At 65.5% G+C, this 22257-nt stretch carries 22 protein-coding genes; 12 read left to right on the forward strand and 10 right to left on the reverse strand.

The features are described from left to right. Window positions 1-16 precede the first annotated feature (16 nt). A complete protein-coding gene (locus ABMA10_RS11005) occupies window positions 17-1054 on the forward strand; it encodes a quinone-dependent dihydroorotate dehydrogenase (RefSeq protein WP_347866597.1) in 1038 nt (345 codons plus the stop codon). Between the two features lie 71 nt (window positions 1055-1125). Here ABMA10_RS11005 and ABMA10_RS11010 read toward each other — a convergent pair whose 3' ends face one another. Beyond that, window positions 1126-1725, reverse strand: coding sequence for a DUF3043 domain-containing protein (locus tag ABMA10_RS11010; RefSeq protein WP_347866596.1), 600 nt, complete (start codon window positions 1723-1725; stop codon window positions 1126-1128). A 43-nt stretch (window positions 1726-1768) separates the two neighbouring features. Between ABMA10_RS11010 and ABMA10_RS11015 the strand changes: the two genes are divergently transcribed. From ABMA10_RS11015 to ABMA10_RS11040, 6 genes are all read left to right on the forward strand, one after another. After that, complete coding sequence (locus ABMA10_RS11015) at window positions 1769-3214, forward strand: dipeptidase (RefSeq protein WP_347866595.1); 1446 nt, start codon at window positions 1769-1771, stop codon at window positions 3212-3214. Between the two features lie 119 nt (window positions 3215-3333). After that, on the forward strand, window positions 3334-3699 hold the full coding sequence (gene erpA, locus ABMA10_RS11020; protein ID WP_431031499.1) for an iron-sulfur cluster insertion protein ErpA: 366 nt from the start codon (window positions 3334-3336) through the stop codon (window positions 3697-3699). 162 nt (window positions 3700-3861) lie between these two features. Continuing rightward, window positions 3862-4764 (forward strand): aa3-type cytochrome oxidase subunit II, encoded by a 903-nt coding sequence (gene ctaC, locus ABMA10_RS11025; RefSeq protein WP_347866593.1) that lies wholly within the window; start codon window positions 3862-3864, stop codon window positions 4762-4764. Further along, window positions 4761-6488 (forward strand): aa3-type cytochrome oxidase subunit I, encoded by a 1728-nt coding sequence (gene ctaD, locus ABMA10_RS11030; RefSeq protein ID WP_347866592.1) that lies wholly within the window; start codon window positions 4761-4763, stop codon window positions 6486-6488. Before ctaC ends, ctaD begins: the two co-directional genes overlap by 4 nt. 3 nt (window positions 6489-6491) lie before the next feature. Then, window positions 6492-6914, forward strand: coding sequence for a cytochrome c oxidase subunit 4 (locus ABMA10_RS11035; protein ID WP_347866591.1), 423 nt, complete (start codon window positions 6492-6494; stop codon window positions 6912-6914). Between the two features lie 2 nt (window positions 6915-6916). Continuing rightward, window positions 6917-7366, forward strand: a complete 450-nt coding sequence (locus tag ABMA10_RS11040; RefSeq protein ID WP_431031500.1) for a GNAT family N-acetyltransferase — start codon at window positions 6917-6919, stop codon at window positions 7364-7366. A 613-nt stretch (window positions 7367-7979) separates the two neighbouring features. Here the strand turns inward: ABMA10_RS11040 and qcrB are convergent. The 4 genes from qcrB to ctaE are packed head-to-tail and all read right to left on the reverse strand — an operon-like array spanning window position 7980 to window position 12261. Further along, a complete protein-coding gene (qcrB, locus tag ABMA10_RS11045; protein ID WP_347866589.1) occupies window positions 7980-9611 on the reverse strand; it encodes a cytochrome bc1 complex cytochrome b subunit in 1632 nt (543 codons plus the stop codon). Further along, a complete protein-coding gene (gene qcrA, locus ABMA10_RS11050; RefSeq protein WP_347866588.1) occupies window positions 9608-10693 on the reverse strand; it encodes a cytochrome bc1 complex Rieske iron-sulfur subunit in 1086 nt (361 codons plus the stop codon). Before qcrA ends, qcrB begins: the two co-directional genes overlap by 4 nt. Window positions 10694-10728: 35 nt before the next feature. Next, entirely contained in the window at window positions 10729-11574 is an 846-nt protein-coding gene (qcrC, locus tag ABMA10_RS11055; protein WP_347866587.1) for a cytochrome bc1 complex diheme cytochrome c subunit, read from the reverse strand. A gap of 18 nt (window positions 11575-11592) precedes the next feature. Continuing rightward, complete coding sequence (gene ctaE, locus ABMA10_RS11060; protein ID WP_431031501.1) at window positions 11593-12261, reverse strand: aa3-type cytochrome oxidase subunit III; 669 nt, start codon at window positions 12259-12261, stop codon at window positions 11593-11595. 144 nt (window positions 12262-12405) lie between these two features. Between ctaE and trpD the strand changes: the two genes are divergently transcribed. The 5 genes from trpD (at window position 12406) to ABMA10_RS11085 (ending at window position 16262) form a co-directional block, all read left to right on the forward strand. Continuing rightward, window positions 12406-13467, forward strand: coding sequence for an anthranilate phosphoribosyltransferase (gene trpD / locus ABMA10_RS11065; RefSeq protein ID WP_347866585.1), 1062 nt, complete (start codon window positions 12406-12408; stop codon window positions 13465-13467). 119 nt (window positions 13468-13586) lie between these two features. Then, entirely contained in the window at window positions 13587-14588 is a 1002-nt protein-coding gene (gene dhaK, locus ABMA10_RS11070; RefSeq protein WP_431031502.1) for a dihydroxyacetone kinase subunit DhaK, read from the forward strand. 6 nt (window positions 14589-14594) lie between these two features. After that, window positions 14595-15236 (forward strand): dihydroxyacetone kinase subunit DhaL, encoded by a 642-nt coding sequence (gene dhaL / locus ABMA10_RS11075; protein ID WP_431031503.1) that lies wholly within the window; start codon window positions 14595-14597, stop codon window positions 15234-15236. Next, window positions 15233-15940 (forward strand): dihydroxyacetone kinase phosphoryl donor subunit DhaM, encoded by a 708-nt coding sequence (gene dhaM, locus ABMA10_RS11080; RefSeq protein ID WP_347866582.1) that lies wholly within the window; start codon window positions 15233-15235, stop codon window positions 15938-15940. Before dhaL ends, dhaM begins: the two co-directional genes overlap by 4 nt. 97 nt (window positions 15941-16037) lie before the next feature. Continuing rightward, window positions 16038-16262, forward strand: coding sequence for a hypothetical protein (locus ABMA10_RS11085; protein ID WP_347866581.1), 225 nt, complete (start codon window positions 16038-16040; stop codon window positions 16260-16262). 15 nt (window positions 16263-16277) lie between these two features. On the opposite strand, the gene ABMA10_RS11090 is transcribed toward ABMA10_RS11085, so the two are convergent. The 5 genes from ABMA10_RS11090 to ABMA10_RS11110 form a co-directional block, all read right to left on the reverse strand. After that, window positions 16278-16859 carry a TetR/AcrR family transcriptional regulator gene (locus tag ABMA10_RS11090; RefSeq protein WP_347866580.1) on the reverse strand — a complete coding sequence of 194 codons (582 nt, stop codon included), beginning with the start codon at window positions 16857-16859 and terminating at the stop codon, window positions 16278-16280. Between the two features lie 494 nt (window positions 16860-17353). Further along, entirely contained in the window at window positions 17354-17731 is a 378-nt protein-coding gene (locus ABMA10_RS11095) for a hypothetical protein (protein ID WP_347866579.1), read from the reverse strand. 19 nt (window positions 17732-17750) lie between these two features. Then, on the reverse strand, window positions 17751-18611 hold the full coding sequence (locus ABMA10_RS11100) for a hypothetical protein (RefSeq protein WP_347866578.1): 861 nt from the start codon (window positions 18609-18611) through the stop codon (window positions 17751-17753). A 410-nt stretch (window positions 18612-19021) separates the two neighbouring features. Next, on the reverse strand, window positions 19022-19375 hold the full coding sequence (locus ABMA10_RS11105; protein ID WP_347868715.1) for a hypothetical protein: 354 nt from the start codon (window positions 19373-19375) through the stop codon (window positions 19022-19024). A gap of 398 nt (window positions 19376-19773) precedes the next feature. After that, window positions 19774-22146, reverse strand: a complete 2373-nt coding sequence (locus ABMA10_RS11110; RefSeq protein ID WP_431031504.1) for an ATP-binding cassette domain-containing protein — start codon at window positions 22144-22146, stop codon at window positions 19774-19776. Window positions 22147-22257: the final 111 nt, after the last annotated feature.

Below are 22257 nucleotides of genomic sequence, written 5' to 3' on the forward strand. Positions count from 1 at the left end.
TACGCTTGGTTCCGGTATGTATCGCCTCCTCTTCACCCATGTCCTGTCGAAGCTCGATCCCGAGCGCGCCCATCACCTGGCCTTCGACGTCATCCGCGCGCTTCCGGCTACAGGGCTCGGGCCCGTCGTGAGGCGGCTGACCGCACCGCGTCTTGATCAGTCGGTCGAGACCCTCGGTCTGCGCTTCGAGACGCCGTTCGGAGTCGCCGCAGGCTTCGACAAGGAGGGCAAGGCCGTCCTCGGCCTCGGTCAGCTGGGATTCGGCCACGTCGAGGTCGGCACGATCACGGCGATTCCGCAGGCAGGGAACCCGACTCCGCGCCTGTTCCGCCTCATCCCGGATCGCGCCGTCATCAACCGCATGGGCTTCAACAACGGCGGTGCCGTGGCCGCACAGCGCCGACTCGAACGCACAGCGCGTGTCGGGCGTCGGCCGGTCCTCGGCGTGAACATCGGCAAGAGCCGCGTCGTCGACGTCGCGGACGCCACGGCGGACTACGTCGCAAGCGCCACACTGCTCGCTCCCGTCGCTGACTACTTGGTGGTGAACGTCAGTTCACCCAACACGCCAGGTCTGCGAGGCCTCCAGGAACTCGAACAGCTCGCACCACTTCTCGAAGCGGTCCGTGTCGCGGCCGGGACGACACCCTTGCTCGTCAAGATCGCTCCCGATCTCAGCGATGCCGAGGTCGACCGCATCGCAGAACTCGTCGTCTCCCTCGGGCTCGACGGCATCATCGCAACGAACACGACCCTCTCCCGGGACGGCTTGACGACCGATCCCGCCATCGTCGAGGCGGCCGGTGCCGGCGGGCTCTCGGGTGCACCGCTCGCGCAGCGCTCCCTCGCCGTCCTCCGTCGGATCCGGGCGATCGTGCCCGCTGAGCTCTGCGTCATCGCGGTCGGCGGCGTCGACACGGCCGAGGACGTCCAGGCGCGTCTCGACGCCGGCGCGACACTCGTGCAGGGGTACACGGCATTCCTGTACCGCGGTCCGCTCTGGGCCCGACAGATCAACCGTGGCCTCGACCGCATCGCCCGCACGGGCCGCTGAGCCTCACGAGGTCTGAAGACACGGAAACGCCCGTCGGTAGGTGACCAACGGGCGTCATCGTTCTGACCGGTTTACTTGTTCGGGAACTGACCGCGCTTGACCTGCGGCTTCGGCAGGCGCAGCGGGCGCAGCTGCAGTGCGCGCATCGCGGCGTACCAGCGCACGCCGCGTTCATCCTGCCCGTACTTCACACGGAGCGCCTTGCGCACACGGAAGCCGAGGAAGAAGCAGTCTGCGATGGCGATGACGAAGAACACCCAGAGGGTGAGCATGCCGTACACCTGGATCTCGGGCACGGGCATGAACGTGAGGATGATCACGAGGAACATGACCGGGATCATGAACTCGCCGATGTTGAAGCGCGCATCGACATAGTCGCGGACGAACTTCTTCTGCGGGCCGCGTTCGCGGGCCGGGAGGAACTTGTCGTCGCCGGCCGCCATGCCCGCCTGTGCACGGCGTCGTGCTTCCGCCTGCTGTGCCTTCGCAGCCTTGCCCGCCTCCTTGCGGTCGGAGGGGACCAGCGGACGCTTGTTCTGCGCCTCACGCTCAGCGCGGGACGGCGTCGGGCGGCCTTTCGCCTCCTTGGCGCCACGGGCGAGGCGGTCGGCGGTCTGCTGGGCAGTCTCGACGACAGGCTCTGATGCTGGGGTGCTCTGCTGTTTGGCCACGATGGAACGTCCTTGATTCGGGGATTCGCTTAAGATTACTCGCATGACGACAGGTACCACGACGGAATCGACCCAAGACCCACGCAATGACCAGGAACTGCTCGATCGGCTCCGCGAATCGGTAGCGGGAGCTCTGCCCTCATCGATCGCTGATCTGTCTGCCCTCGTGCGGATCCCCTCGGTGTCCTGGTCGGCGTTCGATGCCGCGGAGGTCGCCCGGAGTGCGGAGGCGGTCGCGGAGCTCGCGCGAGGTCTCGGGGTGTTCGACGAGGTCACCGTGAGGCGTTCGGCGATCGACGGCGGGACGGAACTCGGTCAGCCGGCCGTGCTCGCACGACGCGAACCACGGAACGGTCGGCCGACGGTGCTGCTCTATGCGCACCACGACGTCCAGCCGCCCGGCAGCGACGAGAAGTGGGAATCGCCGCCCTTCGAGCCGACGGTGCGTGACGGCCGCCTCTACGGGCGCGGCGCGGCCGACGACAAGGCGGGCGTGATGTCGCACATCGCGGCGATCCGCTCCGTCACGGAGGTCCTCGGCTCCGACCTCGACCTGGGGATCGTCCTGTTCATCGAGGGCGAGGAGGAGTTCGGCTCACGCTCGTTCGGCGCGTTCCTGGAGGAGCACCGCGACACGCTCGCCGCCGACGTCATCGTCGTGGCGGACAGCGACAACTGGGATGAGCGGACTCCTGCCCTCACCATCGGACTGCGCGGCAACGTCACCTTCCGGCTGCGTATCAAGACGCTCGAACATGCCTCACATTCCGGCATGCTCGGGGGAGCGGTGCCGGACGCGATGCTCGCCGCTGTCACTCTGCTCGCGACGCTCTGGGACACGGACGGTTCGGTCGCCGTCGCCGGGCTGACCTCGCACGACGCCGTCACGCCCGAGTTCGACGAGGCGCAACTGCGTGCCGAGTCCGGTCTCGCCGACGGTGTGACGCCCATCGGACGGGGCTCCATCCTCAGCCGTATCTGGTCGCAACCGTCCATCACCATCACCGGCATCGACGCCCCGTCGGTCGCGAACGCCTCGAACACGCTGGTGCCCGAGGTCTCCGTGCGACTGAGCGCCCGGATCGCCCCTGGACAGGACCCTGCAGAGGCATACCGCGCACTCGAGGCGCACCTGCGGGAAAACGCCCTGTTCGGCGCGCAGCTCACGATCGACGAGGTGGACCAGGGCAGCCCGTTCCTCGTGGACACGAGTGGGTGGGCTGTCGCCGAGGCGAAGCGCGCCATGGCGGACGCCTGGGAGGTCGAGCCGGTCGAGATGGGCGTCGGTGGCTCGATCCCGTTCATCGCCGACCTCGTCCGGGTGTTCCCGGAGGCACAGATCCTCGTCACCGGCGTCGAGGACCCCCACTCGCGAGCACACAGTCCCAACGAGTCCCTGCACCTCGGCGTGTTCCAGAAGGCGATCCTGACGGAGGCGATCCTGCTGGGCCGCCTGGCGGGTGCGCCGAAGCCGCCCTCGTCCGCCTAGACGCCTCGCGGACGACACGCCAGGAGCACCGCCGGGATTCCCGGGGGTGCTCCTGGCGTTGCAGCGGTTAGAATCGGTCCAAGGCGTCGACCGGCGCACCCGACCTCGCGAGGAGCATCATGAGCGACACCATCCTGACCGAGACCAAGACCGACGCGGCTCACGGAGTCGGCCTGTCCGACACTGCAGCACAGAAGGTCAAGAGCCTGCTCGAGCAGGAGGGCCGCGACGACCTCAGACTGCGTGTGGCCGTGCAGCCCGGTGGTTGCTCCGGTCTCATCTACCAGCTCTACTTCGACGAGCGCATGCTCGACGGCGATGCGACGGTCGACTTCGACGGTGTCGAGGTCATCGTCGACAAGATGTGCGTGCCCTACCTCGACGGGGCCTCGATCGACTTCGAGGACACCATCCAGAAGCAGGGTTTCACCATCGACAACCCCAATGCAGAGGGCAGCTGCGCCTGCGGCGACAGCTTCCATTGAGCCAGATTCTTCCGTGAAGGGGAAATCACCCGGTCCAGGGTGGTTTCCCCTTCGTCATTCCCGGCCGGTTTCCACCGCGCGGGCCGGAATGGTCCGGCGCTCACCGCCCATCCCCACTAGACTGGGGGCGATCCACAGGTGTGTATTCGAAAGGTTTCAGAGGTGCGCTCGACTCGTCGTCTCAGATGGTTTGCCATTCCGGTTGCAGCCACACTCGCCATAGTCCTGGCGGGTTGTACGCAGGCGGAACTGCATGGTTACCTGCCGGGATTCGTCGAGGGCGAATCTCCCGTCACGAACCACACGGACCGTATTGCGGGCCTGTGGGTGACGGCATGGCTGGTGCTGCTCGCAGTCGGTGTCGTGACATGGGGGCTCATCATCTGGGCCGTCATCGTCTACCGACGCCGCAAGGGCCAGACCGGTCTCCCGGTGCAGCTGCGGTACAACATGCCGATCGAGATCTTCTACACGATCGTCCCGCTCATCCTGGTGCTCGGCTTCTTCGCCTTCACCGCGCGTGACCAGAACGCCATCGAGACCCAGTACGAGGATCCCGATGTCGCGATCGAGGTCTTCGCCAAGCAGTGGGCCTGGGACTTCGTGTACGACGAGGCCGTCGACGGCGAAGACGTCTGGACCGCAGGCGTCCAGGCCGACGAGGGTCCCGGCGGCGTCATCGACCAGGACGCACTCCCAACCCTGTACCTGCCCGTCGGCAAGACCGTGAAGATCGCGCTCCAGTCGCGCGATGTCATCCACTCTTTCTGGGTCATCGACTTCCTGTACAAGAAGGACATGTTCCCCGGCAAGATCAACTACATGTCGTTCACGCCTGAGCGCGAGGGCACCTATGCCGGCAAGTGCGCCGAGCTCTGTGGTGAGTACCACTCCCTCATGCTCTTCAACGTGAAGGTCGTGTCGCAGGCCGAGTACGACGAGCACCTGGCCGACCTGGCCGAGTCGGGCAACATCGGCGACTACGGCACCGAGTACGACCGCAACAGCAACCTGCCAGGCACCAAGGCGCCGGCGGGTCTCGAAGAGCACGGAGACGCGGAATGACCTCCACCACGCTTCCCGCCGGCCAGGCGAGCGTCATGGGACGCAACACGGTCGAGCGCAAGGGCAACGTCCTGGTTAAGTGGATCACCTCCACCGACCACAAGACGATCGGGTACATGTACCTGATCGCCTCGTTCATCTTCTTCTGCCTCGGCGGCGTGATGGCTCTCATCATCCGCGCGCAGCTCTTCGAGCCGGGCGGGACGATCGTCGAGACCAAAGAGCAGTACAACCAGCTCTTCACGATGCACGGCACGATCATGCTGCTCATGTTCGCGACGCCGCTCTTCGCCGGCTTCGCGAACGCGCTCATGCCGCTGCAGATCGGCGCACCCGATGTCGCTTTCCCGCGGCTGAACGCCTTCGCCTTCTGGCTCTATGCGTTCGGTAGCCTGATCGCCGTCGGCGGATTCCTCACCCCGCAGGGTGCTGCAGCGTTCGGATGGTTCGCCTACTCGCCGTTGTCGAGTACCACCTTCTCGCCAGGTCTCGGCGGTAATCTCTGGGTCCTCGGCCTCGCGCTCAGCGGGTTCGGCACGATCCTCGGTGGCGTCAACTTCATCACCACGATCATCACGATGCGTGCCCCCGGCATGACGATGTTCCGCATGCCGATCTTCACGTGGAACGTCCTCGTGACCTCGATCCTCGTGCTGATGGCCTTCCCGGTCCTTGCAGCGGCGCTCTTCGCTCTCGCCGCCGACCGCGTCTTCGACGCGCACATCTACGACGCGGCCAACGGTGGCGTCATCCTGTGGCAGCACCTGTTCTGGTTCTTCGGCCACCCCGAGGTCTACATCATCGCGCTGCCGTTCTTCGGCATCGTCTCTGAGATCTTCCCCGTGTTCAGCCGCAAGCCGATCTTCGGGTACAAGACCCTCATCTACGCAACGATCGCCATCGCGGCGCTGTCCGTGACGGTGTGGGCGCACCACATGTATGTCACCGGCTCGGTGCTGCTGCCGTTCTTCGCGCTCATGACGATGCTCATCGCGGTCCCGACCGGCGTGAAGATCTTCAACTGGCTCGGCACCATGTGGCGCGGTTCAGTGACCTTCGAGACGCCGATGCTCTGGTCGATCGGCTTCTTGATCACCTTCGTCTTCGGTGGTCTCACCGGTGTCATCCTGGCCTCGCCGCCACTCGACTTCCACGTGTCCGACTCGTACTTCGTCGTCGCCCACTTCCACTACGTCGTCTTCGGCACCGTCGTCTTCGCGATGTTCGCCGGCTTCTACTTCTGGTGGCCGAAGTGGACCGGCAAGATGCTGAACGAGAAGCTCGGCTACTGGCACTTCTGGCTGCTCTTCATCGGCTTCCACACGACGTTCCTCATCCAGCACTGGTTGGGTGTCATCGGCTTCCCTCGTCGCTACGCGACATACTCGCCGGAGGACGGCTTCACTTGGATGAACCAGTTGTCGACGGTCGGATCCTTCATCCTCGCGATCTCGTTGCTGCCGTTCTTCCTGAACGTGTACATCACCACGCGCAAGGCGCCCCGTGTCACTGAAGACGACCCGTGGGGCTACGGCGGTTCGCTCGAGTGGGCGACCAGCTCGCCGCCGCCGCGTCACAACTTCGTCTCCATCCCGCGTATCCGTTCGGAGCGCCCGGCATTCGACCTGCACCACCCCGAGGTGGGTATCCCGGTCGGCGTGGGCCCGGCGAAGGATGCTCCTGATGCCCCGACGCTCGACATCGATGCTGGAAAGGTGAAGTAGCCAATGCGCGCGAATGTCATCCTCTTCACGATCCTGACGGTCTTCTGTGCACTGCTCTGCGCCGTGTACACGGTGTGGTCGCTCGTCGATCCGCTGCATGGACGCGTCGAGTGGGTCGGAACGGTCACGCTGGCCCTCGCGGCTATCCTGAGTGCGTTCCTCGGGTTCTACCTGAGCCGCGTGCACAAGAGCCAGGGAGCCGAGCTTCCCGAGGACACCCTGACCGCGAACATCGACGACGGCGACCCCGAGCTCGGTCACTTCAGCCCGTGGAGCTGGTGGCCCATCATCCTCGCTGGTGCGTGCGCGCTGCTCGTGCTCGGTCTGGCTGTCGGCTTCTGGATCGCGATCATCGGTATCCCCTTGGTGGTCATCGCGGTCGTCGGCTGGAACTACGAGTACTACCGCGGTTACTTCGCACGCTGATGGTGACCTCGTTCAGCATCCGCCGGGGACAGCCCGACGATCGTTCTGCGGTCTTCGGACTCGCGGGACAGCTCATCACCGGATCGATCCCGCCTGGTGCGGATGACTTCGTGACGGCGTACAACAACGTCATGCGCCCCCGTGAAGACGAGACGAACGTGCTCTACGTCGCGATCGACCAGGACGAGCACGTGGTCGGATACACGCTCATGAGCGTGTCCCGTCTGCTGCACTCGGCTGGCCTGACCGCTCATCTGCAGGAGCTCGTCGTCGACGAGAGCGCCCGCGGTGCCGGTATCGGTTCTGCCCTGGTGGAGGCGAACGAGCACTATGCCGTCGAGCGAGGTGCCCGTCAACTCACGATGTCGACGTCGCGTGCCGGCGACTTCTACCGACGTCTCGGATACAACGTGACGGCTGAGTTCTACAAGAAGATCCTGCCGCTCGGCTGAACGACGACGACGTAGTTCCTCGGAACGCCCCGGAGCCTCCTGCTCCGGGGCGTTCTCTGTGTTGTGGCAGGTGATCACCGATCTGGATCGCAGCCTGCGCTGCTCCTCGAGCCGTGCGGGTCAGCATGGCGCGACGCACAGCCATGAGCGGCTTTGCCGATGCGCGCAACTGCCGGCCATCGCTCTCCATGGATGGTCGCATCGGGGGAGCGCCGGTGAGGCGGCCGGGACGGCTCACCGGCGCGGACAGTACGACGGCAGGCCTCTTGTGCCACCCTCGCTGTTCGTGGAAATGCGGCCATGGCCGTGTTCTGTGAACGCTGTGTCGACGAGTGCGCCCTCGATCCTGACATCAGCAGCACCACCCGCTCCATGAGCTCGTCAACGAGCACCGTCTTCAACGCTGTGACGCCAGGTCCAGGTGTGCGATCAGCTGCCGGGGAGGGCGCTGCGTGGATGGGGCCCATCATGTAACGGCACATGCATGCCTCGGGGCGCGTTACCGATGGAACGCCGGGGGAGTGTCGATCGTCAGCGCCACCGGCACGAGGGTGGATGACGACGAAACCCCGGCATCCGAATGGACGCCGGGGTTCCGGTGATGCTGGTAGAGCTAGTGGTGGTCGTGCGATTTCTCGATCTCGGTCTGCGTGACCGGAGCGATCCGGTCTTCGAAGAACCAGCGCGAGAGAGCTGCTCGGGCCTTCTGCATGCCCGTGATCTTGCCCTTGGCGTTCGGGCGGATCATCAGGGGCTTGTGGTCCTTGTAGCTCGCCAGGCGCCAGCGCTCGTACTCGTCGACGGGCTCGTGGACCTCGATGTACTCGCCGCCGGGGAGCCGGACGATTCGACCGGACTCGTACCCGTGGAGGAGGATCTCGCGATCCTTCTTCATGAGGGCGAGGCAGGTGCGCTTCGCAAGGAAGTACGCAATGAACGGACCGAGGATCAGGATGGCCTGGAGGGTGTGGATCACACCTTCCATGGTCACCTTGAAGTGCGTTGCGATGATGTCCGAGCTCGCCGCTGCCCACAGGGCCGCGTAGAACGTGACACCGGCCGCACCGATCGCCGTGCGCGTCGGGGCGTTGCGTGGACGGTCGAGGATGTGGTGCTCGCGCTTGTCACCGGTGATCCAGCCTTCGACGAACGGATAGATGAACACCGTGACGATGAACAGACCGAGGACGAGGACGGGAAGGATGATGTTGAACGAGAACGTGTGGTCCCAGAGGACGAACTCGAGGTGAGGTGGAACGAGTCGGAGAGCGCCGTCGGCGAATCCGATGTACCAGTCCGGCTGGGTACCTGCAGACACAGGTGACGGGTCGTATGGCCCGTAGTTCCAGATCGGATTGATGGTGAACAGTGACGCGATCAGCATCACGACGCCGAAGACGATGAAGAAGAACCCACCGGCCTTGGCGGCGTACACCGGGAGGACCGGGAAGCCGACGACGTTCTGCTCGGTGCGGCCAGCGCCCGGGAACTGCGTGTGCTTGTGCACGACGACGAACATCAGGTGCAGAGCGATGAAGAGGAGCACCATCGCCGGGAGCAGCAGGATGTGCAGCGTGTACAGGCGGCCGACGATGTCGGTGCCCGGGAACTCGCCACCGAACAACAGGAATGTCGTCCAGGTGCCGATGATCGGCAGGCCCTTGACCATTCCGTCGATGATCCGCAGGCCGTTTCCGGAGAGCAGGTCGTCGGGGAGGGAGTAGCCGGTGAAGCCTTCCGCCATCGCGAGGATGAACAGGACGAATCCGATCACCCAGTTGAGCTCACGAGGCTTGCGGAACGCACCGGTGAAGAAGATGCGCAGCATGTGCAGCCCGATGGAGGCGACGAACAGCAGTGCCGCCCAGTGGTGCACCTGACGCATGAGCAGGCCACCGCGGATGTCGAACGAGATGTCCAGTGTGGACGCCATGGCGACCGACATCTCGATGTTCTTCAGCGGGACGAACGATCCGTCGTAGTGGACCTCGGCCATCGAGGCCTGGAAGAAGAAGGTGAGGAACGAACCCGACAGCAGGATGATGACAAAGCTGTAGAGTGCGACCTCGCCGAGGAGGAACGACCAGTGGTCGGGGAAGATCTTGCGACCGAACTCCTTGACCGCGACCGAGACCGAGGTTCGTTCTTCGATGTAGTTCGCCGCGGCGGCCGTGAAGCCACCGGACTTCTTCGCCGGAGCGGCCGGAGCCTGCTCAGGGGCGCGTGTTGCAGTCGAGGTACTCAATGACGCTCCCAGAAGCTCGGGCCGACAGGTTCATGGAAGTCGCTCCGCGCGACGAGGTAGCCCTCGTCGTCGATGGTGATCGGCAGCTGCGGAAGCGGCCGTGCGGCCGGGCCGAAGATGACCGCGCAGTGGTTCGTGACGTCGAACTGCGACTGGTGGCACGGGCAGAGGAGGTGGTGGGTCTGCTGCTCGTAGAGCGCAACCGGGCAACCGACGTGCGTGCACACCTTGGAGTAGGCGACGATGCCGTCGTAGGACCAGTCCTTCTTGGACTCCTCCTCGACGAGATCCTCGGGCTTCAGCCGCATGAGCAGGACGATGGCCTTGGCCTTCTCGTTGAGGACGTGATCCGCCTCGTGGAGGTTCTCCGGGATCACATGGAACGCGCTGCCCAGGGTGACGTCCGACGCCTTGATCGGTGTGCCGGAGGGGTCGCGAGCGAGACGCGTTCCTTCCTTCCACATCGTGTGCTGCATGAGCTCGACCGGGTCTTCGTCGTACGGTGCAAGTCCGCGGAAGAGGGCGATACCGGGCAGCGGGAACACGATGAGCGAACCGATGAGGCTGTTGCGGATGAGCGTGCGTCGGCCGATGCCGGACTCGACGTTGCCCAGGTGCATGATCTCGACCGCACGATCGCGGCTCTCCTGGTTTCCACCGACCTTGTGCCGGTAGTCGATGCCCTCTTCATCGTGCATGAGGGCCTTGCCCCAGTGCACGGCGCCGATGCCGATCGCGAGCAGGGCGAGTGCCATGCCGAGACCGATGAACAGGTTGTTCAGGCGGACGGAACCGATGTCCTCGGGTTCGATCGGGAACGCGATGTAGGCGGCGACCGCCCAGACGCTGCCGACGATCGACAGGTAGAAGAGCGTGTAGACGGCGCGCTCGGCCCGCTTGTCCTTCTTGGGGTCGAGGTCCGTGACGCGCTTCCGGTGGGGCGGCAGACCAGGGTCGACCACAGCATCGCGGGTGATGACCCCGGTACCGGTCGCAACCTGCAGCTCCTGCCCGTGGGCGGACGGATCGGCAGACGAGTCGGCGGCTTGAATCTCCGAGCCGCTCGAGTTGTCGTGAGCCATTGTGCTCCTTCTTACGTGATGTCGATCCGCGAAGGTCAGTTCGACTTCGCGGTGATCCAGACGGTGAGGGCGACGATCGAGCCGAGGCCGAAGATCCACAGGAAGAGGCCTTCGGAGACGGGCCCGAGCGAGCCGAGGTCGTTACCGCCCGGTGACGGGTTGTTCTCCATGAACTTGAGCGCCGTGATGATGTCGCGCTTGTCCTCGGGGGACAGGTTCATGTCGTTGAAGACCGGCATGTTCTGCGGGCCGGTGATCATGGCTTCGTAGATGTGTGCTGCGCTGACGCCGACGAGCGAGGGAGCGTACTTCCCCTCGGTCAGGGCGCCGCCGGCAGCCGCGACGTTGTGGCACATCGCGCAGTTGATCCGGAAGAGCTGGGCGCCGTTGGATGCGTCACCGTTGCCGTCGAGGTACTCCTCGGCGGGGATCTGAGGGCCGGGGGCGACCGATGCGACGTAGGCGGCAAGCGAGGAGATCTGTTCCTCGGTGAACTGCACCGGCTTCTCCGGAGCCTGGGGGCCCTGGTTCTGCAGGGGCATACGGCCGGTGCCGACCTGGAAGTCGACGGCAGCCGCACCCACACCGAGGAGGCTCGGACCGGCGGTCGTGCCCTGCATATCGAGGCCGTGGCAGGTGGCGCAGTTGGCGGAGAAGAGCTTCTCGCCCTCGTCCACGGAGGCCTGCGTGTTCGCTGCCGAGGCGGGTTCTGCACTGGCGGTGCTCACGCTGAACGCCGCGTACGCGCCGCCGGTGAACAGGAGGCCGATCGCGAGCAGTGCCACCGAGGCGAGCGGGCTGCGACGCCCGGTCTTCCGGTTCTTGCGCGCGGTCTTCGTGCTGCCCTTGGGGGCTGCCGGCTGGGTGAGGTCAGTCTTCATGGAGTCAGTCATTCCGGGTTATCGCAGGATGTAGATGACGAAGTAGAGGCCGATCCACACGACGTCGACGAAGTGCCAGTAGTACGACACGACGATGGCGCTCGTCGCCTCCTTGTGGCCGAATCGTTTGACCGCGAAGGCGCGGCCGATGACGAGCAGGAAGGCGATCAGTCCGCCGGTCACGTGCAGGCCGTGGAAGCCCGTCGCGAGGTAGAAGGCCGAGCCGTAGGCGTTCGAGTTGAGGGAGATGCCCTCGCTCACCAGCGTCGCGTACTCCATGACCTGACCGGCGACGAAGACGGCACCGAGTGCGTAGGTGAGGAAGAACCACTCGACCATGCCCCACTTGCGCGGGCTCCAGCCCGTCATGCGAGGCTGCATCCGCTCTGCGGCGAAGACGCCGAACTGGCACGTGAACGACGAGGACACGAGGATGATCGTGTTGATCGTCGAGTACGGGACGTTCAGCCGTCCGGCTTCTGCAGCCCACAGCTCGGGGGCCATCGATCGCAGCGTGAAGTAGATCGCGAACAGGCCGGCGAAGAACATGACCTCGCTGCCCAGCCAGACGATCGTTCCAACCGCGACCGGGTTCGGTCGGTTGATCCGGGGCGCGCTCGGCGCGAGGTTGATTGAGGTGCTCGTCACCCCTCCATTATGGCCGAAAGCGGGAGGGGTTTTTCGCATTTCGGGGGTCCGGAGGGCAGTCTGATCAGTAAGGCTAGCCTTAGTTCCTGACCGAAATCTCCGGTTCTCCTGCGGGATTCATGTGATTCAGGGGCTCCCCACCGACTTCGGAGCTCGGCGGGTCGCACTTGTAGGATCGTCGATATGCCTCTCACGACCTGGCCGACGCTCATCGGCGACCTCCTCGCCGGAACCGATCTCAGCGTGTCGGAGTCGACCTGGGCGATGGAACGGATAATGACCGGTCAGGTCACGGACGCCCAACTGGCCGGTTTCCTCATCGCGCTGCGGACCAAGGGGGAGACGGTCGATGAGATCGTGGGGTTCCGGGACGCGATCCTCGATCACGCGAAGCCCCTCGTGGCCCCTTCTCGGGCACTGGACATCGTCGGTACCGGTGGCGACCGTTTCGGAACTGTCAACATTTCCACGACGGCGTCCATCGTGGCAGCGGCGACCGGGATCCCGGTCATCAAACACGGCAACCGAGCCGCGAGTTCTGCCTCCGGCTCGTCAGACGTCCTCGCGGCGCTCGGCGTCGATCTCGCGTTGCCGACCGAACTCGTGGGGGAGGTGCTGGCATCGACGGGGATCACGTTCGCGTACGCCGCTGCCTTCCACCCGGGTTTCGGCCATGCGGGCCCCGTCCGGGCTGAGCTGGGCGTGCCGACCGTGTTCAACTTCCTCGGTCCGCTGGTGAACCCCGCGCGGCCCGAGGCCTCAGCCGTCGGGGTCGCTCACGCGGACCGCATCCCGCTGTTCGTCGGCGTGTTCCAGACCCGCGGCGCGACAGCGCTCGTGTTCCGCGGCGACGACGGACTCGATGAACTCACCACGACGGGCCACAGTCATCTCTGGGAGATCAGCCGCGGTGCAGTGACCGAGCACGACCTCGACCCGCGGGAGCTCGGCATCGCCCGGGCGGACATCGACGACCTCATCGGTGGGGATGCCGCACACAACGCCGCTGTCGTCCGGGCGACGCTCGCCGGCGCGGAGGGAGCAGTCCGCGACATCGTGCTGCTGAACGCTGCAGCGGGCATCGTGGCGTTCGAGCTCTCCGAGGATCCGGCGCAGTCCCAGCGTCCCATCCTCGAACGGTTCGCCGCAGGACTGGAGCGCGCCGCGCAGGCGATCGACTCCGGAGCCGCGACCGCGCGTCTCGACGCCTGGGTCGAGGCGACGCGCGCCCTCGGAGCCCGCTGACGCCTCTCGCGAGCACAGGCGTTGCGGCCCCTATCGGCGGATCGCCGCACGGCGTAGGTTGAGACTCGATGCTGGCGCACCCGGTCGGCGGACCCGAACCGATCTTGCAGGAGGATTCAATGAAGAAACTCATCAACGATCCGAAGAACGTCGTGGACGAGGCGGTGGCCGGTTTCGGCGCTGCTCATCCTGACCTCGTCACGGTCTCGCTCGACCCCGTCTTCATCGCCAGACTCGACGCTCCGATCGCGGGCAAGGTCGGCATCGTGAGTGGTGGAGGCAGCGGACACGAGCCGTTGCACGGGGGATTCGTCGGTTTCGGGATGCTCGATGCAGCCGTGCCTGGACCGGTCTTCACCTCACCGACCCCTGACCCGATCCTCGCGGCGACCAAGGCTGTCGACGGCGGCGTCGGCGTGCTCCACATCGTCAAGAACTACACCGGCGACGTCCTGAACTTCGAGACCGCTGCCGACCTTGCGTTAGCCGACGGTATCGAGGTCCGATCGGTGGTCGTCAACGACGATGTGGCCGTCAAGGACTCGCTCTACACCGCTGGACGACGAGGGGTGGCGGGCACCGTCCTGGTCGAGAAGATCGCCGGTGCCCGGGCTGAGGCAGGGGGGAGTCTCGACGAGGTCGCGGACATCGCGACCCGTGTCAATGAGCGGACACGGACGATGGGTGTCGCTCTGACGCCCTGCGTCGTGCCGCACGCCGGAGAGCCGAGCTTCACCCTCGCGGACGATGAGATCGAGATCGGCATCGGGATCCACGGCGAGCCCGGGCGCGAACGCATCCCGATGGAGCCAGCCGACCGCATCGTCGATCGGCTGCTCGCGGCCGTGCTGGAGGACCTTCCGTACGAACGCGGAGAACGGGCGCTCGTGCTCGTCAACGGGATGGGTGGGACGCCGCAGGTCGAGTTGTTCATCGTGTCCCGGCGTGTCGCAGAGGCCCTCGCGGAGCACGGCATCGAGATCGCCCGTTCCCTGGTGGGCAACTACACCACGAGTCTGGAGATGCAGGGTGTCTCGATCACGCTGCTGAAGCTCGACGACGAACTGATCGAATTGTGGGACGCCCCCGTGCAGACGGCGGCGCTCCGGTGGGGAAGGTAGGCAGGGATGGGTCTCGATGGAGCATGGGCGATCGCCTGGATGCAAGCGAGCGCAGAGGTCGTCGCCGAGCACCGGGTCGAACTCATCACCCTGGATCGGGAGATCGGCGACGGCGACCACGGCGAGAACCTCGACCGCGGCTTCTCGGCGATCGTGCCGAAGCTCGCGGATCAGCCGGCCGACGCGTCGCCGGCTGACATCCTCAAGCTCGCTGCGACCACGCTGATCTCGACGGTGGGTGGTGCCAGCGGCCCGCTCTACGGTACGGCGTTGCTGAAAGCCTCGATCGCCGTCTCGGGATCGACCGAACTCGACGCCGACGGTGTCGTCGCGATGCTGACCGCTGCGCACGACGGGGTCGTGCTCCGTGGCAAGGCGGAGTCCGGCGACAAGACGATGGTGGACGCGTGGACGCCGGCCGTCGACGCCGCGGTCGCGGCTGCGGCCTCCGGCGCGACGCCAGCCGGAGTGCTCGATGCCGCTGCGACAGCGGCGCTCGAGGGTGCTGTCGCGACCGAGCCGCTCGTTGCGCGGAAGGGGCGCGCGAGCTACCTCGGCGAACGCGCGATCGGCCACCGTGACCCGGGCGCGCAATCGACCGCCTACCTGCTCCGGGCCGCGGCGACGGCGGCGGAGGCAGCGGCATGAGCGGGGTGTCGGTCGGAGTCGTGTTCGTCTCCCACAGTGCTCAGATAGCCGAGGGGCTCATCGCGCTCGCGCGTCAGATGGCACCGGATGCATCCCTCGCGGCGGCCGGCGGCACAGACGAAGGCGGGATCGGGACGAGTTTCGAGCTCGTGCAGGCGGGTATCGCCATGACGGACCGTGGTGACGGAGTCGTCGTCCTGTGCGATCTCGGGTCTGCGATCCTGACGGCCGAGACTGCGCTCGACTTCCTCGACGACGACGTCCGGGCGCGGGTGCGCATCGTCGATGCTCCGCTCGTCGAGGGCGGAGTGGCCGCAGCGGTCGCCGCCCAGACCGGCGCGTCGCTCGACGAGGTGGTTGCTGCCGCACGGTCCGCCGTCGGAACACCGGAGCCGCTCGCCGCCGGAGGAGCGCCCGACGCGAGCGGGTCGACGACGTCGGTGTCGCACGCCGCCGGTACGACCGTGACGCTGCGCAACAAGGACGGCCTGCACGCTCGCCCGGCGGCCGAATTCGTGAAGCTCGCGAGCACCTTCTCCGCGAAGGTCGTCGTGAATGGGAAGGACGCCAAGAGTCTTCTCGGGATCATGGCGCTCGGTCTGGTGAAGGGAGCCGACGTCGACTTGCAGGCTGACGGTCCGGACGCCGAAGCCGCAGTGGACGCCCTGGGTTCGCTGATCGAGTCGGGGTTCGGCGAGCTCTGAGGTTCGGCGATGCCCCGCGGCGGCTTGAGCCGGAGCACGTCACGGACGGCTGCGCAACGGGGTGGCCGGAGGAGTCGGCCGGCGTAGCATGACCGCCATGAATGAGCAGACAACGGTGTCGGAGGCCTCGGAACAACAGTGCACGGTGTGCGGGCACGCACTGTCCGAGCATGCGTTCGACCGTTCCTCGGGGCACGACCACTTCATGTACTGCCCGACGGCCGAGCGCTTGCCGGACCCGTCGGAATCGGCAGTGCCGGTCAACGAGTTCGGCATGGCGCAGTGGGACAAGGATCCTGATCGTGTGATCAGCCCCAGCTGACCACCTTCGAGCGGGTCAGCGTGACGTCAGGAGCGTCTGAACCGCCTGGATGAGGGTGCCAGCCGGGGGAGTGGCGCCGATCGGGTCCCGAGCGGCGCCGTCGAGCAGCCAGCGGGTCCAGGCCGCGAGCTGTGCCGGAGCCACGTCACTCCGGATGTCGCCCTGCACGCTGGCCGCCTCGAGATGGCCGCGGAGGAAGTCGTCGATGCTCGAGGCGTTCTCGTTCACCGCGGCAGCGACCTCGGGGAGATGCGCGACGCCCGCGATCGCGTTCGCGAATCCGACCGAGTGTTCCGTCGCGCGTTCCCGCTCGACTTCGCGGACATGGTCGAGGATTGCGGGCAGGCCGCGGTCGAATTGCGAAATGCGTTCGAGGTGCTGCGTTGTCGAGTCGGCGTTCGCGTGCAGCAGCATGACGAACACCGCCAGCTTTGTGGGGAAGTAGTGGAAGAAGGTGCCGGAGGCTATCCCGGCCTCGCTGCAGATCGAAGCGGTTGTCGTGCGCTCGTACCCGGAGGTCGCGAATTGGCGATATGCGGCCGCGAGGATGAGCGAGCGACGCTGGGTCAGGCGCACGGGATCGACGGTTCGAGGCATACAGGCAGTATACAAGTAAGTAGAGCAGCGACTCTAGAGTAGCCACTCTACCGAGAATTCAAGCTCGGCAATCCCTGTTCAGAGCGCATTTCGTCCGGTCGGGGAGCGGGGCGGAGTCGAGGTTGCAACCTGAACGTCTCCAAGCCGCGTCGTCCTCGCCGAGGGTCGCCGGGTGCAGCACCGTTGACGGCGACCTCGGTGTAGCGAGCTGTGGAACGCGAGTGGTCCTCTGTCCGGATGCGTCCTGATCGGTCCACGCAGTGGCGTCGCCGGGGAGGAGTGCGTGCGTCGCCTGAGTGCGCAACGCGAAGCCGGAATCCGTTTGACTGGATATGCGGCTTATCACGATGGGGACTATTGCTCGCACGAGCCGTTGTCGTGCGATGGCTGATAGCGAGGCGGCCGTCGGGGTGCTCGCAAACACGCGTCAGGCGCAGCACGCAGGCATGTGCCCGAATGCTGCGCCCGATGGGCTCTCTGCCGGCCTCTTGCCGCTAGCTCCGTGTGATGAGAGCCAGAGTTGCCCCGATGGTGTAGCCGGCCATCACTGCCGCGATTGCCGTCGTGACCATCGGAGGCAGTCCGATCAGTGCGGACGTGAGGGCGAGAGCGGCGATTACGAGACCAGCGCCGAGCAGCATGCGAGTCGTGCCTGTATCAACGGCCATACGCCATCGAGCGGGGCCTGGCTTGATGAGACTGGGAGCGAAGACGACGACGACAGCCGCAAACGAGCTGCCAACGAACCAGGCTGGAGGGGCGGCTCCGGAAGAAATCGCCGCGGAGATCCCAACGGCAATCGTCATGCCGGCGAGGACGATGCCGATAGCGACGGCGGCCGTCCCTGTGGGCGGTGTGTCCTGCGTGTTCATCGGATTCTCCGTTCTCGGGCTAGCAGGCTGTGACGACTGGGAAGGTCGCTGCTGCAACGTAGTGGAACTTACGGACCCCGAGGCACTGCCCCTGAGCCAGAGCGTCTGACGCGGTTCCCTGTGCCCAGGATGCGCCCGCTGCGCAGAGCGCGCCAGCCACAACGGTACCGAGGAGCGCGCATGCGGCTCCCAGGATCGCGGCCGCGGTACCGCCGTGGCTCGCGACTGTCTGGGTCTCGGCCTTGCTGAGCACTACCGTACAGAACAGCGCGTCGCAGGTCAGGCGAGGGTCTGCCACGACCGGGTACGCGGCGTCGGCGTGCTGCACATGCTGGGTGAGCACGTTGCCTTCGACTGAGTACCACGTTGGAACGGCGGCACCGTTAGCGTCGAATGCCCATGGCGCCGCGAGCAGGTTGATGACAACACCGTCGCTGTCGGACACGAGTACGCCGCCGCCTTCGAGAAGCTCGAGAGCTACAGGCTCTCCCTGCGTCGCGAAATCGTACTCATACGTTGTGGGGGCACCGGCGTCTTCAATCGTGGTGAGAATCTGCAGGCCGCCGTCCGCGGGCACCACCGGCGTGGTCTTCGAGCCGTCGTTGTTGTCATAGGTCACCTCGCCGCCAATCAATCGCGCGCTACTGGCCGTGTCCGCGGCTGGCAGACCGATATTGAGGTTGCCGGCTTCGCCGAGGTCGAGGGAGATCCATCGGATGGGTCGACGGGCATGGAAGCCAGCCCATTCGAACTGACAATGTCGTCGGCGACGTGGAAGGCAGAGTTGGCTGTTGCCGGCAGGGAACTCGCGACTATCAAGGCCAGAGCGGCCATCGTGGAAATACTGGCGAAATGTGCAATCTTCACGGTCGTTCTCCATATCCGCGGCGTCGTCGCCACTACAGCCAAGCTAGGTGCATGGTGTTTGTGTGTCAAGGCGTAATAAGGACCAACACCTGTTATCTAGTATTCTTGTGTAGCGATTTACCTGTCGTTCTGAGAATCGGAACACATTTTGGGAACGGCGGCGCCTTGGGTCCGTGATCTGCGGCCCAACGCGCAGAGATGGTACTCGGGAGGGATGCCTCGCCGTGCTGCTTGGGCTCATGTGGCATGGGCGCCTTTCGTCCGTAGCAGCGCGGGGGGGGGGGGGGGCTCTGATCTCATTTCGTGCGCGACGCCGGGTAGCTGGCCATCGTGGTTCCGGCGCGGGCGGCGTGGTTCGTCATTGTCATGGAGGAGTAGCGGACGAGCGCGGCGAGGCTCGTGGGGTCGAGCTCTTTCGAGAGGTCAAAGAGGGTGGTATTGCATGTTGCGAGCGGTTGGATGTTGAAGATTTTGAGGCGGTTCCAGAGAGTGTTCGCGCTGACGTGGGTGCCGGGTCTCGGGGGAGGGGAAGAGCCACGGAGAGTTGGTGTTCATGGACCGTGTTCGGGTGCCGTCGCTGAGGTGATCGGCGAACAGGGTAGTCAGGGGCTCGGGGACCGGGGCGGCTTGGGAGCCGAGGGCGGTGGTCATCCCGTAGGCGGTGGTCATCCCGTAGGCGGTAGTTTCGAAGTCTTCTGCGCGCAGGGCGACGATCTTCCCGATCGGGGTGCCGTAGAGCAGGAAGATGAGTGCGGCGATCCTGGTGCTGGCGTACATGAGCCAGGTTCTGAACGCCCCGCAGGTGCGCGAAGAAGTTGTTCGCGTCTCCCGGGAGCCATTCCCACGGGTGTTTTCCAACGAACGAGGCCCTGAGCATCACTGAACGGGTACGCCGTTGGACCGTACTGAGTCCAAGGTTCTGCGCGAGCCGTTGACGTTTCCAGCCGGTCAGCGAGAGGGATCTCAATGAGAGACCGGATGGAACAAGCCCAGATCAAAGCGCTGATCGCGCGTCTGGCGCGCCAGCGTATCCAGGGGGACTACCTGCAAATTCTGCAGATAGTCTTCTTACGAGTTGACATAATGTGCATTATCAGCTCTTTCGGGGCCCGCCGCGAGAGGGGCTCGACGGCCTCCGTGAGGGGAAATCGACAAGCTCGACGATGACCCGTCCGTCAGGAGCCGACGTACTGCGCCAGGTGCTCACCGGTAAGGGTCGAACGCGTTGCGATGAGCGCTGCCGGCGTTCCGGCGAACACGAGCCGTCCGCCGTCGTGGCCGGCGCCCGGCCCGAGGTCGACGAGCCAGTCCGCGTGTGCCATGACCGCCTGATGATGTTCGATGACGATGACCGACTTGCCCGAGTCGACGAGACGGTCCAGCAGGCCGAGCAGGTTCTCGACGTCCGCCAGGTGCAGGCCGGTCGTCGGCTCGTCGAGGATGTACACCGAACCGGAGTCGGCCATCTGCGTCGCAAGCTTCAACCGCTGGCGTTCACCGCCGGACAACGTGGTCAGTGGCTGACCGAGGCTCAGGTAGCCGAGCCCGACGTCGGCGAGCCGGGCGAGGATCGTATGCGCGGACGGTGTCTTCGCGGGGCCGGCGGCGAAGAATGCCTCGGCTTCGGTGACGGACATCGCGAGCACCTCGCTGATGTCCCGCTCCCCCAACTGATATTCCAGAACAGAAGCATCGAAACGGCGTCCCTCACACACCTCGCACACCGTCGAGACGCTCGCCATCACTCCGAGGTCGGTGAAGATCACGCCAGCTCCGTTGCAGTTGGGGCAGGCCCCCTCGGAGTTGGAGCTGAACAATGCCGGCTTGACACCGTTCGCCTTTGCGAACGCCTTGCGGATCGGCTCCAGAAGCCCGGTGTACGTGGCCGGATTACTCCGACGGGAGCCGCGGATGGCGCTCTGGTCCACGGTGACGACGCCGACGCGGCCCGCGACCGATCCATGGACCAGCGAGCTCTTCCCGGAACCGGCGACTCCGGTGACGACCACGAGGACGCCGAGCGGGATGTCGACATCGACGCCCGTCAGGTTGTGCTCCGTCGCTCCCCTGATCTCCAGCACGCCCGTCGGTTCGCGCAGCGTCGTTTTCACCGCGGCACGGTCGTCAAGGTGTCGCCCCGTCAGGGTGTCGCTCGCGCGCAGACCATCGACGGTCCCTTCGAACATCACCTCTCCCCCGTTGGTACCGGCTCCGGGGCCGAGATCGACGACGTGGTCCGCGATGGCGATGGCTTCAGGCTTGTGCTCGACCACCAGGACTGTGTTGCCCTTGTCGCGCAGCCGGAGGAGTAGCTGGTTCATCCGCTGGATGTCGTGGGGGTGCAGACCGACGGTGGGTTCGTCGAACACGTACGTCACATCGGTGAGCGACGAACCGAGGTGACGGATCATCTTCGTGCGCTGCGCCTCGCCCCCGGACAGTGTTCCGGTGGCGCGGTCAAGCGACAGATACCCGAGACCGATCGTGACGAAGGAGTCGAGTGTCTCCTGCAGCACGGCGAGCAGCGGGCGGACCGATGGCTCGTCGAGCGCTCTCACCCACTCCCCCAGATCGCTGATCTGCATGGCGCAGAGTTCGGCGATGTTCCGACCGGCGATGCGTGAACTCCTGGCACCCGCGCTGAGTCGGGTGCCGCCGCAATCCGGACAGGTGGTGAAGGTCACTGCGCGGTCCACGAACGCACGGATGTGCGGCTGCATGGCTTCGCGATCCTTCGACAGGAACGACTTCTGCACCTTCGGGATGAGCCCCTCGTAGGTCATGTTGATGTCGCCGACCTTGACCTTCGTCGGTTCATGACGGAGGAAGTCGTGGAGCTCCTGTTCGCTGTAGTCGCGGATGGGCTTGTCCGCGTCGAGGAATCCGGACCCCGTGAAGATCCGCACACCCCAGCCGTCCGGTGTGTAGCCAGGGATCGTCAGAGCGCCCTCGTTGAGTGACTTGCTGTCGTCGTACAGCTGCGTGAGATCGATGTCGTTCACCAGGCCCATACCCTCGCATCGCGGACACATGCCGCCGGTGATGGAGAAACTGCGACGTTCCTTCGTGCTCTGTCCCCCGCGTTCGATGGTGACGGCCCCGGCTCCGCTGACCGACGCCACGTTGAACGAGTACGCCTGCGGAGAGCCGATCGACGGGTCGCCGAGCCGGCTGAAGAGGATTCGTAGCATCGCGTTCGCGTCGGTCGCAGTGCCGACGGTGGACCGCGAGTTTGCGCCCATGCGCTCCTGATCGACGATGATGGCGGTCGTCAGTCCTTCGAGGATGTCGACGTCGGGGCGCGCCTGCGACGGCATGAAGCCCTGGACGAAGGCGCTGTAGGTCTCGTTGATCATGCGCTGCGATTCGGCGGCGATCGTCCCGAACACCAGAGAGCTCTTGCCCGAGCCCGAGACACCGGTGAACACCGTCAATCGACGCTTCGGGATCTCGACGCTGATGTCCTTGAGGTTGTTCTCCCGTGCGCCCTGCACCCGGATGAGGTCGTGGCTGTCGGCGAGCGGGGTCGCGGGAGGCGAATCGTTCATGAGTGACAGCGTAGCCGGGCGTCAGACGAGCGATCCGCGTCCGCCCAGATGTCCGACAGGCGTCGAGTTGACGAAACACTCCTTCATGCTGTGAAAATGCTGTGCGAGTGC

Source organism: Plantibacter sp. RU18 (genome assembly GCF_050613355.1).
Taxonomy (GTDB): Bacteria; Actinomycetota; Actinomycetes; order Actinomycetales; family Microbacteriaceae; genus Plantibacter.

Excerpts from the sequence above, each read along its gene's own strand:
- ABMA10_RS11005 (WP_347866597.1), top strand. The coding sequence starts at position 17 with ATGTATCGCCTCCTCTTCACCCATGTCCTGTCGAAGCTCGATCCCGAG.
- ABMA10_RS11015 (WP_347866595.1), top strand. The coding sequence starts at position 1,769 with ATGACGACAGGTACCACGACGGAATCGACCCAAGACCCACGCAATGAC.
- erpA (WP_431031499.1), top strand. The coding sequence starts at position 3,334 with ATGAGCGACACCATCCTGACCGAGACCAAGACCGACGCGGCTCACGGA.
- ctaD (WP_347866592.1), top strand. The coding sequence starts at position 4,761 with ATGACCTCCACCACGCTTCCCGCCGGCCAGGCGAGCGTCATGGGACGC.
- ABMA10_RS11035 (WP_347866591.1), top strand. The coding sequence starts at position 6,492 with ATGCGCGCGAATGTCATCCTCTTCACGATCCTGACGGTCTTCTGTGCA.
- qcrA (WP_347866588.1), bottom strand. The coding sequence starts at position 10,693 with ATGGCTCACGACAACTCGAGCGGCTCGGAGATTCAAGCCGCCGACTCG.
- qcrC (WP_347866587.1), bottom strand. The coding sequence starts at position 11,574 with ATGAAGACTGACCTCACCCAGCCGGCAGCCCCCAAGGGCAGCACGAAG.
- ctaE (WP_431031501.1), bottom strand. The coding sequence starts at position 12,261 with ATGCGAAAAACCCCTCCCGCTTTCGGCCATAATGGAGGGGTGACGAGC.
- trpD (WP_347866585.1), top strand. The coding sequence starts at position 12,406 with ATGCCTCTCACGACCTGGCCGACGCTCATCGGCGACCTCCTCGCCGGA.
- dhaK (WP_431031502.1), top strand. The coding sequence starts at position 13,587 with ATGAAGAAACTCATCAACGATCCGAAGAACGTCGTGGACGAGGCGGTG.
- dhaL (WP_431031503.1), top strand. The coding sequence starts at position 14,595 with ATGGGTCTCGATGGAGCATGGGCGATCGCCTGGATGCAAGCGAGCGCA.
- dhaM (WP_347866582.1), top strand. The coding sequence starts at position 15,233 with ATGAGCGGGGTGTCGGTCGGAGTCGTGTTCGTCTCCCACAGTGCTCAG.
- ABMA10_RS11085 (WP_347866581.1), top strand. The coding sequence starts at position 16,038 with ATGAATGAGCAGACAACGGTGTCGGAGGCCTCGGAACAACAGTGCACG.
- ABMA10_RS11090 (WP_347866580.1), bottom strand. The coding sequence starts at position 16,859 with ATGCCTCGAACCGTCGATCCCGTGCGCCTGACCCAGCGTCGCTCGCTC.
- ABMA10_RS11095 (WP_347866579.1), bottom strand. The coding sequence starts at position 17,731 with ATGAACACGCAGGACACACCGCCCACAGGGACGGCCGCCGTCGCTATC.
- ABMA10_RS11100 (WP_347866578.1), bottom strand. The coding sequence starts at position 18,611 with ATGGAGAACGACCGTGAAGATTGCACATTTCGCCAGTATTTCCACGAT.
- ABMA10_RS11105 (WP_347868715.1), bottom strand. The coding sequence starts at position 19,375 with ATGTACGCCAGCACCAGGATCGCCGCACTCATCTTCCTGCTCTACGGC.
- ABMA10_RS11110 (WP_431031504.1), bottom strand. The coding sequence starts at position 22,146 with ATGAACGATTCGCCTCCCGCGACCCCGCTCGCCGACAGCCACGACCTC.